The sequence below is a fragment of the Sphingomonas kaistensis genome (assembly GCF_011927725.1).
Lineage (GTDB): Bacteria > Pseudomonadota > Alphaproteobacteria > Sphingomonadales > Sphingomonadaceae > Sphingomicrobium > Sphingomicrobium kaistense.
Genome location: NZ_JAATJC010000001.1, coordinates 1,133,694 through 1,147,606 on the forward strand (window position 1 = coordinate 1,133,694; position 13,913 = coordinate 1,147,606).

The 13,913-nt window shown below is 68.8% G+C and carries 12 protein-coding genes; all 12 read left to right on the forward strand.

Going from position 1 to position 13,913, the window contains the following annotated elements; translation table 11 throughout:
* Nucleotides 1-191: 191 nt before the first annotated feature.
* Nucleotides 192-680 (forward strand): division/cell wall cluster transcriptional repressor MraZ, encoded by a 489-nt coding sequence (locus GGQ97_RS05600; protein WP_168068025.1) that lies wholly within the window; start codon nt 192-194, stop codon nt 678-680.
* Nucleotides 677-1,657 carry a 16S rRNA (cytosine(1402)-N(4))-methyltransferase RsmH gene (gene rsmH, locus GGQ97_RS05605; protein ID WP_168068026.1) on the forward strand — a complete coding sequence of 327 codons (981 nt, stop codon included), beginning with the start codon at nt 677-679 and terminating at the stop codon, nt 1,655-1,657. Before GGQ97_RS05600 ends, rsmH begins: the two co-directional genes overlap by 4 nt.
* 66 nt (nt 1,658-1,723) lie before the next feature.
* Nucleotides 1,724-2,344 carry a hypothetical protein gene (locus GGQ97_RS05610; RefSeq protein WP_168068027.1) on the forward strand — a complete coding sequence of 207 codons (621 nt, stop codon included), beginning with the start codon at nt 1,724-1,726 and terminating at the stop codon, nt 2,342-2,344.
* The gene (locus tag GGQ97_RS05615; protein WP_168068028.1) at nt 2,341-4,059 is read left to right on the forward strand and encodes a peptidoglycan D,D-transpeptidase FtsI family protein; all 1,719 of its coding nucleotides are present in this window, start codon (nt 2,341-2,343) and stop codon (nt 4,057-4,059) included. Before GGQ97_RS05610 ends, GGQ97_RS05615 begins: the two co-directional genes overlap by 4 nt.
* 10 nt (nt 4,060-4,069) lie before the next feature.
* Nucleotides 4,070-5,503 (forward strand): UDP-N-acetylmuramoyl-L-alanyl-D-glutamate--2,6-diaminopimelate ligase, encoded by a 1,434-nt coding sequence (locus GGQ97_RS05620; RefSeq protein ID WP_168068029.1) that lies wholly within the window; start codon nt 4,070-4,072, stop codon nt 5,501-5,503.
* The gene (locus GGQ97_RS05625) at nt 5,500-6,879 is read left to right on the forward strand and encodes a UDP-N-acetylmuramoyl-tripeptide--D-alanyl-D-alanine ligase (protein WP_168068030.1); all 1,380 of its coding nucleotides are present in this window, start codon (nt 5,500-5,502) and stop codon (nt 6,877-6,879) included. The genes GGQ97_RS05620 and GGQ97_RS05625 overlap by 4 nt, the downstream gene beginning before the upstream one ends.
* Nucleotides 6,879-7,949 (forward strand): phospho-N-acetylmuramoyl-pentapeptide-transferase, encoded by a 1,071-nt coding sequence (gene mraY / locus GGQ97_RS05630; protein ID WP_168068031.1) that lies wholly within the window; start codon nt 6,879-6,881, stop codon nt 7,947-7,949. The genes GGQ97_RS05625 and mraY overlap by 1 nt, the downstream gene beginning before the upstream one ends.
* Nucleotides 7,946-9,214, forward strand: coding sequence for a Mur ligase family protein (locus GGQ97_RS05635; RefSeq protein ID WP_168068032.1), 1,269 nt, complete (start codon nt 7,946-7,948; stop codon nt 9,212-9,214). The genes mraY and GGQ97_RS05635 overlap by 4 nt, the downstream gene beginning before the upstream one ends.
* Complete coding sequence (locus GGQ97_RS05640) at nt 9,211-10,413, forward strand: FtsW/RodA/SpoVE family cell cycle protein (RefSeq protein WP_168068033.1); 1,203 nt, start codon at nt 9,211-9,213, stop codon at nt 10,411-10,413. The genes GGQ97_RS05635 and GGQ97_RS05640 overlap by 4 nt, the downstream gene beginning before the upstream one ends.
* 9 nt (nt 10,414-10,422) lie before the next feature.
* Nucleotides 10,423-11,583, forward strand: a complete 1,161-nt coding sequence (murG, locus tag GGQ97_RS05645) for an undecaprenyldiphospho-muramoylpentapeptide beta-N-acetylglucosaminyltransferase (protein ID WP_168068034.1) — start codon at nt 10,423-10,425, stop codon at nt 11,581-11,583.
* Entirely contained in the window at nt 11,580-13,010 is a 1,431-nt protein-coding gene (gene murC / locus GGQ97_RS05650) for a UDP-N-acetylmuramate--L-alanine ligase (RefSeq protein WP_168068035.1), read from the forward strand. The genes murG and murC overlap by 4 nt, the downstream gene beginning before the upstream one ends.
* Nucleotides 13,007-13,912 (forward strand): UDP-N-acetylmuramate dehydrogenase, encoded by a 906-nt coding sequence (gene murB, locus GGQ97_RS05655; protein ID WP_245197896.1) that lies wholly within the window; start codon nt 13,007-13,009, stop codon nt 13,910-13,912. Before murC ends, murB begins: the two co-directional genes overlap by 4 nt.
* The last annotated feature ends 1 nt before the right edge of the window (nt 13,913 follow it).

The window sequence follows — 13,913 nt, forward strand, 5'->3', positions numbered from 1 at the left end:
AAATCGGCCAAAATCCAGATCTGCCCACGTTTTCCCACGATATCCCATTGAGTCCCATGCCCACCCGCGTTACACACAGAGTGTAGCGCGGGGCTGATCCCATTGTTGTTGGGCCGGCCGCCGGTCGCGGTCACCCCGCGTTCCGGCGAACGGGAGGGGTTTGTCCACCGCGCAAGGGGAGTGATTGCGCGGTGGCATTGGAGCATCTGTTCCAGGGCAGTGCCTTAAACGGGGTCGATGCGAAGGGTCGCGTCTCCGTTCCCGCCTTCCTGCGCTCCGTCATCGAACGCCGCGGCGATGCCCGCACCATCGTCCTTGCCAAGCATGAGAGCTTTCCCTGCCTCAGTGCCTACGATCCCGCCTACGCCGCGCTGAAGCACAGCAAGATCGAACGCCTGCTCGAGAAGAACGAGCAGGAAGCCGGCGCCCAGCTCGCCTATCAGCAGAGCAACCTCCTGGCCTTCGCGGTCAGCGAGGAGGTGCCCTACGACAGCACCGGCCGGATCCTGGTCCCGACCATGATGCGCCGCAAGGGCGGCATCGCCGATCTCGCGCTGTTCCTGGGGGTCGGTGAGACCTTCCAGATCTGGAATCCCGAAACGCTCCTCGCCGATGACCGCATCCCCGAGGATCTCAAGGACGTCTGCCGGTACCGGCTCGAGGAACGGGGGCTCGCATGAGCGGGAATCCCCCCTCCGTTTCTCTGGGTGATCCAAGGCCCACAACGGGTCACCTGCCGGTACTGGTGGACGAAGTCGTCGAAGCGCTCGCGATTTCGGAAGGCGAAACGCATGTCGACGGCACGTTCGGCGCCGGCGGTTATACCCGCGCGATGCTCCGGGCGGGGGCGGGGCGAGTGATTGCCTTTGATCAAGACCCTGACGCGATCGCCAACGGGCCATTACTCGTCCCCGATCCCAGACTGACGCTGGTTCACGACCGCTTCTCGCGCATGGCCGAAGCGCTGGAGGAGCGCGACCTGCTGCCGGTCGACGGCGTTACGCTGGATATCGGCGTCAGCTCGATGCAGCTCGACCAGGCCGAGCGCGGCTTCTCGTTCCGCGAGGACGGCCCGCTCGACATGCGGATGAGCCAGGACGGCCCAAGCGCCGCCGACTTCCTCAACACCGCCGACGAGGCCGAGATCGCGCGGGTCATCCGCGATTACGGCGACGAGCCCAAGGCACGCGGCCTCGCCCGCGCCATCGTCGCCGCGCGCCCGCTGACCCGCACCGGCGAGCTGTCGGCGATCTGCCGCAAGGTGCTGGGCTGGCATGCCGGCATGAAGACCGACCCCGCGACGCGCACCTTTCAGGCGATCCGGATCCGCGTGAATGCCGAGCTGGCCGAGCTTGAAGCGGGGCTGGAAGCGGCCGAACGCGCGCTCCGGCCCGGCGGACGGCTGGCGGTGGTGACCTTCCACAGCCTCGAAGACCGCATCGTGAAGCAGTTCCTGCGTACCCGCAGCGGCGCTGCGCCGGCCGGTTCGCGGCATCGGCCGATGCTCGACAATGGCCCCGCGCCGACCTTCCGCGCCGTCGCCAAGCCGGTCGCGGCGAGCGAGGCGGAGCTGGCGATCAATCCCCGCGCCCGTTCGGCGCGCCTGCGCAGTGCTGTCCGCACCGATGCACCTTATTCCCCCCGAAAGGCGGCCTGATCCATGCGTGGTTTTCGTGAAGTAGGCTGGGTCGCGGCGGTCGCCGGTACGGCGCTCTGCTGCTACATGGTCAGCCTCAAGGTCGCGTCCGAGCGGGCTTCGCTCGAGCAGGTGGAAAACCGCATCGTCGTGGCGCAGCGCGACATTCGCGTGCTGCAGACCGAGATCGGCACCCGGGGGCGGCTTGAGCAGCTGGAAAGCTGGAACGTGAAGGTGCTGGCGCTGTCCGCGCCGCAGGCCCACCAGTTCCTCGAAGGCGAGTTCCAGCTGGCGACGCTGGCCGCGCCCACCCGGAAGGTCGACCCGGCGGCGCCGGTGGTGCTGGCCTCGGCGCCCGCCCCCGAGCCGCGCCAGGTTGGTTCGGCGCAACGCGGGGAAAGCTCGGACGGAGAGAATGGCGGGCCCACCGCGCGCGATCTGATGCAGATCGCGAGCTACAAGCGCGAGATCCCCTCGGCCCCCGAGAAAACTGTGGATAAGGCGCCGGTCGCCAAGCCGCAGGCGGTGAAGATCGCGGCGGTGCCTGCTAAGGCCCCGGCCAAGCCGGCAACGGTGACCAAGGCCAAGGCGGACTCCGCGGCCAAGGCGCCGGCCAAGCTGGCCGCGACGGCCGGCGCAAAGGTTGAACCGAAGGCCAAGCCATTGGCCACGATTGCAAAACCCAAGGACGTCAAAGCCCGGCAATGAACGCTCCGACCCCCGCACTCGTCGCTGCCCGGCCCGAGCGCCTGAGGCTCGTCGGGCAGCGGCGCCAGCTGCTCGGCATCATGCACCAGCGGCTGATGGTCGGAATGCTGATCTTCGGCGCCGTGATCATCGCCATCGTCCTTCGCCTGACCTGGCTTGGCCTGTTCGGTGACCATGCCGGGCGCCAGTTCACGGCGATCGCCAACCTGCCCTCGCGCGGCGACATCGTCGATCGCGACGGCCAGCCGCTTGCGCGCACCATCGACAGCTGGACCGTGGCGATCCAGCCGTCCAAGGTGATCGGCGACAAGAAAGCGCTCAGCGTCGAGCTTGCCCGCCTGATGCCCGAAAAGGACGCGGCCGGCTGGCTTGCCGAAATCAGTTCGGGCAAGAGTTTCATCTATCTCCGCCGCCGCGCGGCGCCGCGCCTAGTGCAGGCGCTGAACGAGCTTGGCGAGCCGGGCATCGCGCTCAGCCGAGAACCCGACCGGCTGTACCCGCAGACCGACCTTGCCGCCCACGTGCTCGGCTCCACCGATATCGACGGCCATGGCGCGTCGGGAATGGAGCGGGGCATGGACTCGTACCTGTCCGATCCCGCCCGGCGCGGCGAGCCGCTGCAGCTGTCGATCAGCAGCCGGGTCCAGCAGGCGCTGGAGCATGAACTGCTGGAAGCGAAGACGCATTTCAACGCGGTGGGGGCGGCGGGCGTGCTGCTCGACATTCACACCGGCGAAGTGCTGGCGATGACCAGCCTGCCGCAGCTCAACCCCAATGTCGCGGGCAACATGGAGCCCGAAGCGCGCTTCAACCGCGCCACGCTGGGCGTGTTCGAGCTTGGGTCGACCTTCAAGCCGTTCACGGTGGCGATGGCGCTCGACACCGGCGACGTGAAGTCGATGGGGCAGATCTATCCCTGCTACGACCGCTTCGTCCGCCCCAACGGGCGCGCGGTCACCGACACTCATCCGTTCGGCCGCCCCTGCTCGGTCGCCGAGATCATGATGGAAAGCTCCAACATCGGCACCGCGCAGATCGCCGGGCAGGTCGGCACCGACCCGATGCGCGAGTTCCTCAAGGGCATGGGCTTCCTCGACAAGGTCGAGGTCGAGCTTCCCGAGCGCGCCCGCGCGCTGTCCATTCCCAAGGCGAACTGGGACATGTCGACCACCATGACGGTCGGCTTCGGCCATGCCATCGCGGTCACGCCGCTCCACCTCGCGCTCGGCTATGCGACGCTCTACAACGGCGGCCTTTATCGCCCGGCCACCCTGCTCAAGGTCAACAAGGGACATCCGGTGACCAAGGGCCGCCGGGTGTTCAGCGAGGAAACCAGCTACAAGATGCGGTCGCTGCTGCGGCTGGTGGTGACGAAGGGCACCGGCAAGAAGGCGGATGCGGTCGGCTATCGCGTCGGGGGCAAGACCGGCACCGCGGAAAAGGTGCTGCCCGGCGGCGGCTATTCCAAGACCGCCAACATCACGAGCTTTGCCGGCGTTTTTCCGATGGACGAGCCGCGCTATGCGATGGTGGTGATGCTCGACGATCCCAAGGCCGCGCCGGAGACGAGCGGCTGGCGCACCGCCGGCTGGAACGCCGCGCCGACCTTCGGCAAGGTGGTTGCGCGGATCGCCCCGATGCTCGGCGTGCGTCCGGACATGAAGCGCGACGCCAACATGAACGAAGTGCTTCCGTTCGTCCGCGAAGAAAAGTAGCCGCACCCCCATGCGACTGACCGACCTCGTCGACGCCTCCGCTCTCGACGCCGCTGCCGCTGGCGTCGAGGTGACCGGCTTTGCCATCGACCACCGCAAGGTGGCGCCCGGCACCATCTTCGGTGCCTTTCGCGGATCGGCCCGCAGCGGCGAGGACTATATCGCTGCCGCGGTCGCCGCCGGCGCGTTGGCGGTGATCGCGCGGCCCGAGGCGAGGGTCGAGGGCGCAGTGCACATTGCCGACAGCGAGCCGCGCCATCGTCTCGCCGAGCTCGCCGCCCGCTTCTTCGCGCCCTATCCCGATACGGTGGTCGCGGTGACCGGGACCAACGGCAAGACCTCGACGGTGGAGATGACGCGCCAGCTGTGGCGGATGGCGGGGCACCGCTCGGCCTCGGTCGGGACGCTTGGCGTCACCACCGCCGACGAGCAGGTCAAGACCGGCCTTACCACCCCCGACATCGTCACCTTCCTCAGCAACATGTCGGGCCTCAGGACGATGGGCATCAGCCACGTCGCCTATGAGGCGTCGAGCCACGGGCTGGATCAGTATCGCAGCGAAGGGCTGGCGGTGGCCGCCGCCGCCTTCACCAATTTCTCGCGCGACCACCTCGATTACCATGGCACGATGGAGGCCTATTTCGAGGCCAAGATGCGGTTGTTCGACGAGGTGGTGGACGCCGCCGGCACCGCGGTGGTGTGGACCGGCGACCCGAAAAGCGCCGAGGTCGTCGACCGCGCCCGCCGCCGTGGGCTCAAGGTCCTGACGGTAGGCCCGGGCGGCGAGACGATCGACCTCAAGAGCCGCACAGCAAGCCCGCTCGGCCAGACCCTGGTGCTGGGCCACGGCGGCAAGGACTGGACCCTGAAGCTGCCGCTGATCGGCGCCTATCAGGCCGCCAACGTGCTGGTGTCCGCCGGGCTGGTGCTTGCGACCGGGGGCACTTGGGCCGACACGCTTCGCGGCCTCGGCCGCCTGTCGCCGGTCCGGGGCCGGCTGGAACGCGCGGTGATCACCCCTGCCGGCGCCCCCGTATATATCGACTATGCGCACACGCCCGACGCGCTGGAAGCGGCGATCGCCGCGTTAAAGCCGCATGTCGCCGGGCGGCTGATCACCCTGTTCGGCGCCGGCGGCGACCGCGATACCGGCAAGCGGCCCGAGATGGGCCGGGTCGCGGCGGCTGGAAGCGACGTGGTGATCGTAACCGATGACAATCCGCGCACCGAGGATCCCGCGTCGATCCGCCGCGCCGTCCTGGAAGGAGCGCCGGGCGCACGCGAGATCGGTGGCCGCCGCGCCGCCATCGCTGCCGCCATCACGGAGGCCCGCGAGGGCGACATCGTGCTGCTTGCGGGCAAGGGCCATGAAACGGTGCAGGTGATCGGCGACACCGTCATGCCGTTCGACGATGCGCAGGTCGCCCGGGAGTGCGCGGCATGACCGCCCCCCTGTGGACCTCCGCCGAGATCGAGGCTGCGACCGGCGGTACCGCTTCCGCGCCGTTCGAGGTCGGCGGCATCACCTTCGACAGCCGCGAGGTCGAGCCGGGCTGGCTGTTCGTCGCCATGCCGGGGACGGTCGCCGACGGGCATGACTTTGTCGCCAGGGCTTTCGCGCAGGGCGCTGCCGCCGCCCTCGTCAGCCGGCCGGTCGAGGGCGTCCACCTGCTGGTGCCCGACGTGGCCAAAGCGCTCGAGGACCTTGCCCGCGCCAGCCGCGCGCGGATGACCGGCAAGGTGCTGGGAGTCACCGGATCGGTCGGCAAGACCGGCACCAAGGAAGCGCTCGCCGCAGCGCTGGCTCGCCGCCACCCGGGCAAGGTCCACCGCTCGCTCAAGAGCTACAACAACCACACCGGCGTTCCGCTCAGCCTCGCCCGGATGCCGCGCGACAGCGTTTACGGCGTGTTCGAGATGGGGATGAACCATGCCGGCGAGATCCGGGCGCTGGTCGCCATGGTCCGTCCGCACGTCGCGCTGATCACCGCCATCGCGCCCGCCCACATCGAGAATCTCGGAAGCGTCGAGGGCATCGCCGACGCCAAGGCCGAGATCTTCGAAGGGCTGGAACCCGGCGGTACCGCGATCATCCCCAACAACAGCCCGTATCGCGACCGCCTGCTGAAGGCGGCCCGGCGCCATGCGGAGACGATGGTCACCTTCGGTTCGGGGGACGCGGACGTCAGCGCGCTTCACGCGGTGCGCAGCGACAAGGGCGGAAGCCTAGTCACCGCCCGCCTGGCCAGCGCCGACCTCACCTACACCATCGCCCAGCCCGGGGAGCATTGGGTCGGCAACAGCCTGGCCGTACTGGCCGCGGTCGAAGCGGTCGGCGCCGACCTTGCCGCCGCCGGCCTCGCGCTCGGCGACATGGGCGGGCTCAAGGGACGGGGCCAGCGCCACCGGGTCGCGGTCGCGGGCGGGCAGGCGCTGCTGATCGACGAGAGCTACAATGCCAATCCGGTCAGCATGGCCGCAACGCTCGGAAGCCTTGCGGCCGAGCGGGTCGACGGCCGCCGGCTGGCGGTGCTCGGCACCATGCTCGAGCTGGGCGCCTTCAGCGACGAGGCCCATGCCGGGCTGGCCCCCGCTATCCTCGAGGCCAAGGTCGACGACCTGATTCTGGTCGGCGAGGCGACCCGTCCGCTGGCCGCCGCGCTCGACGGGAAGCTGCCGGTGACCCTCGTCGCCAACGCCGCTGAGGCCACCGACGCGCTCCTTGCACGGCTTGGCGCGGGGGATGCCGTGCTGGTCAAGGCGTCCAACGGCATCGGCCTTGCCTCGCTGGTCGAACGGGTGGCAGGGGGCTCGGCCTGATGCTCTATCTCATTGCCGAATATCTGGGTTTTCCAGGGCTCCTCAACCTCATCCGCTACATCAGCTTCCGGGCCGGTGCGGCGACCGCGACGGCGCTTGCGATCGGGCTGCTGATCGGGCCGTGGTTCATCAATTATCTCCGCGTCCGCCAGGGCAAGGGCCAGCCGATCCGCGCCGACGGGCCGCAGACCCACCTCGCCAAGCGCGGCACGCCGACCATGGGCGGGCTGCTGATCCTGGTCTCGGTGACCATCTCCTGCCTGCTGTGGATGGACCTCCAGAGCCCCTACGTCTGGGCCTGCCTGCTGGTCACCGCCGGGTTCGGCGCGATCGGGTTCATGGACGATTACGACAAGGTCAAGAAAGCGCACCATGCCGGCATCCCGGGCAAGGTGCGGCTGCTGCTCGAGTTCCTGATCGCCGGTTTCGCGACCTGGTTGATGGTTCGGGTGTCGGGGACCAACCTCTACCTGCCGTTCGTCCAGGGACCGGTCATGGACCTCGGCTGGTTCTACGTCATCTTCGGCGCGTTCGTGATCGTCGCCTTCGGCAATGCGGTGAACCTGACCGACGGGCTCGACGGGCTCGCGACCATGCCGGTGGTGATCGCGGCGCTGGCCTTCACCCTGATCGTCTATCTGTGCGGCGACGCCCGCTTCGCGCCCTATCTCGGCATTCCGCATGTGAAGGGGGTCGGTGACCTTACCGTGCTGTTGCTGGCGACGGTCGGGGCGTGCCTGGCGTTCCTGTGGTTCAATGCGCCCCCGGCGGCGGTGTTCATGGGCGATACCGGAAGCCTCGCGCTCGGCGGGGCGCTGGGCGCGGTGGCGGTGGCGGCGCACCACGAGTTCGTGCTGGCGCTGATCGGCGGGCTGTTCGTGGCCGAGGCGTTGAGCGTCATCGTCCAGGTCGCGGTCTACAAGAGGACCGGGCGGCGGGTGTTCCTGATGGCCCCGATCCACCACCATTTCGAGCACAAGGGCTGGAGCGAGCCGACCGTGGTGATCCGCTTCTGGATCGTTGCTTTCGTGCTGGCGCTGGCCGGCCTCAGCACGCTCAAGCTGCGGTGATCACGGCCGGGGCCTGGAAGAATAAACGATACGCCGTCTACGGGCTCGCCCGCTCCGGCCTGGCGACCGTGCGCGCATTGGTGGCGAGCGGGGCGGCGGTGACGGCCTGGGACCGGAGCGAGGAAGCGCGGGCCAAGGCGGAAGGCGCGACGCTGCTCGACCTCGACACCGCCGACCTCAGCCAGTTCGACAGCCTGGTCGTCTCGCCAGGCGTGCCGCTCAACACCCACCCGATCGCCGCCCGGGCGCGCGAGGCGCGAGTCGAGATCATCGGCGACATCGAACTGTTCGCCCGCGCCCGCGCCGAGCTGCCGCCGCACAAGGTGGTCGCGATCACCGGCACCAACGGCAAGAGCACGACGACGGCACTGGTCCACCACATCCTCGCGACCGCAGGCGTGCCGACCACCATGGGCGGCAACATCGGCCTGCCGATCCTCGCGCAGGACCCGCTGCCGGAAGGTGGGGTCTATGTGCTGGAGCTGTCGAGCTACCAGATCGACCTGACCCATAGCCTCGACTGCGATGTCGCGGTGCTGCTCAACATCACGCCGGATCATCTCGACCGCTACGACAGCTTCGAGGCCTATGCAGCGAGCAAGGCGCGGTTGTTCGCGATGCAATCGGCCGACCAAACCGCCTTGGTCGACTGGAGCCTGTTCGAGCGCGGGCTCGTGGTGCCGGCCGCCGGGTTCAACGGACTCACGCTCCCCTCCGGCTATGACCCGGGGGAATGGCCGGCACTGCAGGGGCCGCACAATGAGCAGAATGCCGCCGCCGCCATCGAGACGACGGCGTGGCTGGGACTGGGCGAAGAGGCGATCGCGGCCGGGCTGCGCACCTATCCCGGCCTGCCCCACCGCATGGAGCGCGTGGCCGAGCTGAACGGCGCGCTGTTCGTCAACGACAGCAAGGCCACCAACGCCGAAGCCGCGGCGCCCGCGCTCGCCGCTTACCCGCGTATCCGCTGGATCGTCGGAGGACAGGCCAAGACCAAGGAGCTCGGCGACACGGCCCGGCACCTGGGCCACGTCGTGCGCGCCTACACCATCGGCGAGGCGGGGCCGCTGTTCACCAAGCTCCTCCGGACACACGGCGTCGACGTGATCGAGTCGGAAACGCTGGAAAATGCGGTGAAATTTGCTGCGAGGGATTCACAGCCGGGCGAGACGGTTCTACTCTCCCCGGCCTGCGCCTCGTTCGACCAGTTCCGGGACTTCGAGGCGCGCGGGGAGGCCTTCAGGGCCTTGGTGGGGGCATTATGAACGGCGTTCTGGCGAAGGCCTTTCCGATCGACACGAGCAATCGCTACGGCCGCGCCGACCGCTCGGCGGTGGGGCGCTGGTTCTGGGAGATCGACCGGGTCCTCCTCGTGCTGGTCGCCGTCCTGATCGCGGTCGGGCTGGTCGCCGTCGCCGCCGCCTCGCCCGCAGCCGCGCAGCGTTATTCGGGCGGCAGCGTCACCTTCGCGCCGCTTTATTATTTCTACCGCCAGCTGGTGTGGCTGACGCTGTCGATCCCGGTGATGATCGTCATCTCGATGATGCCGCGCGAACGGCTTCGGCAATGGTGCCTGCTCGGCTGCGCGGGCTGCATCGGGGCGATGTTCCTGGTCCCGCTGATCGGGCCCGAAGTGAACGGCGCCCGGCGCTGGATCGGGTTCGGCTTCGCGCAGGTCCAGCCGTCGGAGTTCTTGAAGCCCTTCTTCATCGTCACCTTGGCCTGGATCCTCAGCCTCAAGGAGAAGGACAAGGGGCTTCCGGTGATGATCCTGTCGGGCGCGCTGACGACCCTCGTCGCGGTGCTGCTGATGATCCAGCCCGACTTCGGATCGACCATCATCTTCGCCACGGTGTTCGTGGTGATGATCGCGCTGGCCGGGGCCAATGTCCGGATGCTCGGCCTGATGGGCGTGGCCGGTCTGGTCGGGATCGTCCTCGCCTACTTCTTCTACGACGTGGCGCAGGTCCGGATCGACGGCTTCCTGTTCGGCGAGGGCGACAATTTCCAGGTCCAGAATGCGATGCGCACGCTGACCGCCGGCGGCCTGCTGGGCATGGGTCCGGGTGGCGGCACCCGCAAGTTCCACCTGCCCGAGCCGCACACCGACTACATCTTCTCGGTGATCGGTGAGGAGTTCGGGCTGATCGCCTGCATGGCGATCGCGGTCATCTATTGCGCGATCGTGGTCCGGGTGCTGGTCAAGCTGCTCGACGAGGACGAGCCCTTCGCGGTGCTCGCCGCCGCCGGGCTCGCCTGCCAGTTCGGCTTGCAGGCGCTGATCAACATGGCGGTCAACGTCCAGCTCGCCCCGTCCAAGGGCATGACCCTGCCGTTCATCTCCTACGGCGGTTCCTCGATGCTGGCGCTGTCGATCGGCATGGGGCTGCTGCTCGCCTTCACCCGCGCCAACCCCTATCTCAAGCGGTCACCCTATGTGGTGAAGTGGAGCGAGGGGCGCTAAGCGGCAAGAATGAACTTCGTCCTCGCGGCCGGCGGAACCGGCGGGCACATGATTCCTGCGCATGCGCTCGCCGCCGAACTGAAGGCGCGCGGGCATGGCGTGATGCTGGTCACCGACGCTCGCGGCTCGCGCATTCCCGGCCTGTTCGACGGCGTGCCGATCCACGTGCTGCCCGCCGGGCGCCTGACCAAGACCCCGTGGGGCATGCTTAAGGCGCTGCGTTCGGTCATGGCCGGACGGCGCGAGGCCAAGGCCCTGTATCGCAAGCACCGTCCCGACGCGGTGGTCGGCTTCGGCGGCTATCCGGCCTTCCCGGCGCTGCTCGCCGCCTCCTCGCTCAAAATCCCTACCGTGCTGCACGAGCAGAATGCGGTGCTTGGCCGGGTCAACCGCCTGCTGGCGGGCGACGCGGCGGCGATCGCCACCGCGTACGAGAATGTCGACCGGTTGAAGCCTGCCCACGAGATCAAGACCAGCCTGGTCGGCAATCCGGTCCGCTCCAGCATCGTGCGGCTGGGCGAGCTGCCGTTCCCGGCGTTCGACGATTATGCCCCGTTGAAGCTGCTGGTGACCGGCGGAAGCCAGGGCGCGACCGTGCTTGGCGAGGTGGTGCCGGCCGGGCTCGGCGAATTGTCCGACACGCTCCGCCACCGTCTCCAGGTCGTACAGCAATGCCGCCCCGACGATATCGAGCGGGTGCGCAAAACCTACCAGTCGCTCGGCATTCCAGCCGAGCTGTCGACCTACCTGCGCGACATGGACGACAAGCTTGGTGAGTGCCACCTGATGATCGGCCGCGCCGGCGCTTCCACCATCGCCGAACTGACCGCCGCCGGGCGCCCGTCGATCCTGGTCCCGCTGCCGATCGCCACCGACGACCACCAGACCGCCAATGCGCGCGAGCTGGCGAAGGCGGGCGGGGCGCGGATGATCCCGCAAGGCCAGTTCACTCCCGCCGCGCTGGCCCGCCAGATCGAGGCGCTGGCCAATGATCCCGAAGCGCTGGCCAATGCCGCCGGGCGCGCGCTGTCGGTCGGCCGGCCCTATGCCGCGCGCGACCTTGCCGACCTGGTCGTGCGGGTCGGGCAGGGCGATCGTCCGGCGATGATCGGCCGCGCTTCCAGGCCTGCTGCGGCAAGGCCCCTTTCTCCGGCGGGAGCAGCGGCATGAAGGCGGTCGGCACCGACATCGGAACCATCCATTTCGTCGGCATTGGCGGGATCGGCATGTCCGGCATCGCCGAAGTGATGCACCACCTCGGCTACACCGTGCAGGGCTCGGACAATGCCGAAAGCTATGTCACCGAGGGCCTGCGCAAGGCCGGCATCCCGGTGATGATCGGGCAGAGCGCCGACAATCTCGGAGACGCGGCGGTGGTGGTCACCTCCACCGCGATCCGCCCCGACAACCCCGAAGTCGAGGAAGCCGCCCGCCGCCGCCTGCCGCGCGTGCGCCGCGCCGAAATGCTGGCCGAGCTGATGCGGATGCAGAACACGGTCGCAGTCGCCGGCACCCACGGCAAGACCACCACCACCTCGATGGTCGCGGCGCTGCTCGACGCCGGCGGGCTCGACCCGACGGTGATCAACGGCGGGATCATCAACGCCTATGGTTCCAACGCCCGCCTCGGCAAGGGCGAGTGGATGGTGGTCGAGGCCGACGAGAGCGACGGCAGCTTCCTCCGCCTCGACGGGACCATCGCGGTGGTCACCAACATCGATCCCGAGCATCTCGATCATTATGGCAGCTTCGACGTCGCCAAGGATGCGTTCGTGGAGTTCATCGAGAACGTGCCGTTCTACGGGCTGGCGGTGATGTGCATCGACCATCCGGAAGTCGCCAACCTGCTGAGCCGGATCAAGGACCGGCGGGTCGTCACCTACGGCTTCTCCGCAGCGGCCGACCTTCGCGCCGACAATGTCGTGACCGAAGGCGGGGTGGCGCGGTTCGACGCGCTGGTGCTGGAACGCTCGGGCGAGCGGCGCCGCATCGAGGGGGTCACCCTGCCGATGCCCGGCCGCCACAACATCCAGAATGCGCTTGCCGCGATCGCGGTGGGGCTCGAGCTCGGGCTGAGCGACGACCGCATCGCGACCGGGTTCGAGCGGTTCGGCGGGGTCAAGCGCCGCTTCACCCGCGTCGGCGAGATCGACGGCACGATCATCATCGACGATTATGCCCACCACCCGGTCGAGATCCGCGCCGTCCTTTCGGCTGCGCGCGACAGCACCTCGGGCCGGGTGATCGCGGTGGTCCAGCCGCACCGCTTCACCCGCCTGCGCGACCTGATGGAAGATTTCGCCAACGCCTTCATCGAGGCCGACGCGGTGCTGGTCGCACCGGTCTATGCAGCGGGCGAGGAACCGATCGAGGGCGTCGACGGGGCCGCGCTTGCCGAGGGCATCCGCGCCCATGGGCACCGGATGGTGCAGACCGTGACCGGCGCCGACGACCTTGCCCGCACCCTGCGCGACCTTGCCGCCGACGGCGACATGGTGATCTGCATGGGGGCCGGCGACATCACCAAATGGGCGGCGGGCCTGGCCGAAGCGGTGGCGCATGAGCGCAGCCACAAGTCCGAGCCGGCGCACGCATGAGCATGGCGCAAACCCTTCACCACTCCGGGGTTCGTGGGCGGCTGACCCCGCAGGCCCCGCTCGCGCCCCTTGTCTGGTTCAAGTCGGGCGGCGCCGCCGAAACCCTGTTCGAGCCGGCCGACGTCGCTGACCTGCAGGCGTTCCTGCGCGAGTCCGATCCCGCGACCCCGGTCATGGCGCTTGGCCTCGGCTCCAACCTCATCGTCCGCGACGGCGGGGTGCCGGGCGTCGTGGTGCGCCTCGGCAAGCCGTTCGCGACGGTGCGCCGGGTCGACGAGGTCTCGCTGGAATGTGGCGGCGGGGCGAGCGGGATCCTGGTCTCCTCCTCGGCCCGCGACGCAGGGATCGGCGGGATCGAATTCCTGCGCTCGATCCCCGGCACGGTCGGCGGATTCGTGCGGATGAACGGCGGCGCCTACGGCCGCGAGGTCAAGGACATATTGGTCGAGGCGCGGGTCGTGCTTCGCTCGGGCGAGCTGGTCACCCTGTCGCCCGCCGAGCTCGGCTACACCTACCGTCATTCCGCGCTGCCCGAAGGCGCCATCGTGGTGTCCGCCACTTTCCGCGGCGAGCCGGCCGAGCCCGCGGCCGTCCAGGCCGAGATGGATCGCATCGCCGCCGCCCGCGAAGCCAGCCAGCCGTTGCGCAGCAAGACCGGCGGATCGACCTTCAAGAACCCGCTGCCGAGCAAGGCGTGGGAAGTGATCGACGCCGCCGGATGCCGCGGCCTGACCATCGGCGACGCGCAGGTGAGCGAGAAACATTGCAACTTCCTGCTCAACCTCGGTACCGCGACCAGCGCGGACATCGAGGCGCTCGGCGAGGAAGTCCGCGCCCGGGTCCTGAAGCACAGCGGCACCGAGCTTGAGTGGGAAATCCAGCGCGTGGGAGTAGAGCGGTGAG

Excerpts from the sequence above, each read along its gene's own strand:
- rsmH (WP_168068026.1), top strand. The coding sequence starts at position 677 with ATGAGCGGGAATCCCCCCTCCGTTTCTCTGGGTGATCCAAGGCCCACA.
- GGQ97_RS05610 (WP_168068027.1), top strand. The coding sequence starts at position 1,724 with ATGGTCAGCCTCAAGGTCGCGTCCGAGCGGGCTTCGCTCGAGCAGGTG.
- GGQ97_RS05615 (WP_168068028.1), top strand. The coding sequence starts at position 2,341 with ATGAACGCTCCGACCCCCGCACTCGTCGCTGCCCGGCCCGAGCGCCTG.
- GGQ97_RS05620 (WP_168068029.1), top strand. The coding sequence starts at position 4,070 with ATGCGACTGACCGACCTCGTCGACGCCTCCGCTCTCGACGCCGCTGCC.
- GGQ97_RS05625 (WP_168068030.1), top strand. The coding sequence starts at position 5,500 with ATGACCGCCCCCCTGTGGACCTCCGCCGAGATCGAGGCTGCGACCGGC.
- mraY (WP_168068031.1), top strand. The coding sequence starts at position 6,879 with ATGCTCTATCTCATTGCCGAATATCTGGGTTTTCCAGGGCTCCTCAAC.
- GGQ97_RS05640 (WP_168068033.1), top strand. The coding sequence starts at position 9,211 with ATGAACGGCGTTCTGGCGAAGGCCTTTCCGATCGACACGAGCAATCGC.
- murG (WP_168068034.1), top strand. The coding sequence starts at position 10,423 with ATGAACTTCGTCCTCGCGGCCGGCGGAACCGGCGGGCACATGATTCCT.
- murC (WP_168068035.1), top strand. The coding sequence starts at position 11,580 with ATGAAGGCGGTCGGCACCGACATCGGAACCATCCATTTCGTCGGCATT.
- murB (WP_245197896.1), top strand. The coding sequence starts at position 13,007 with ATGAGCATGGCGCAAACCCTTCACCACTCCGGGGTTCGTGGGCGGCTG.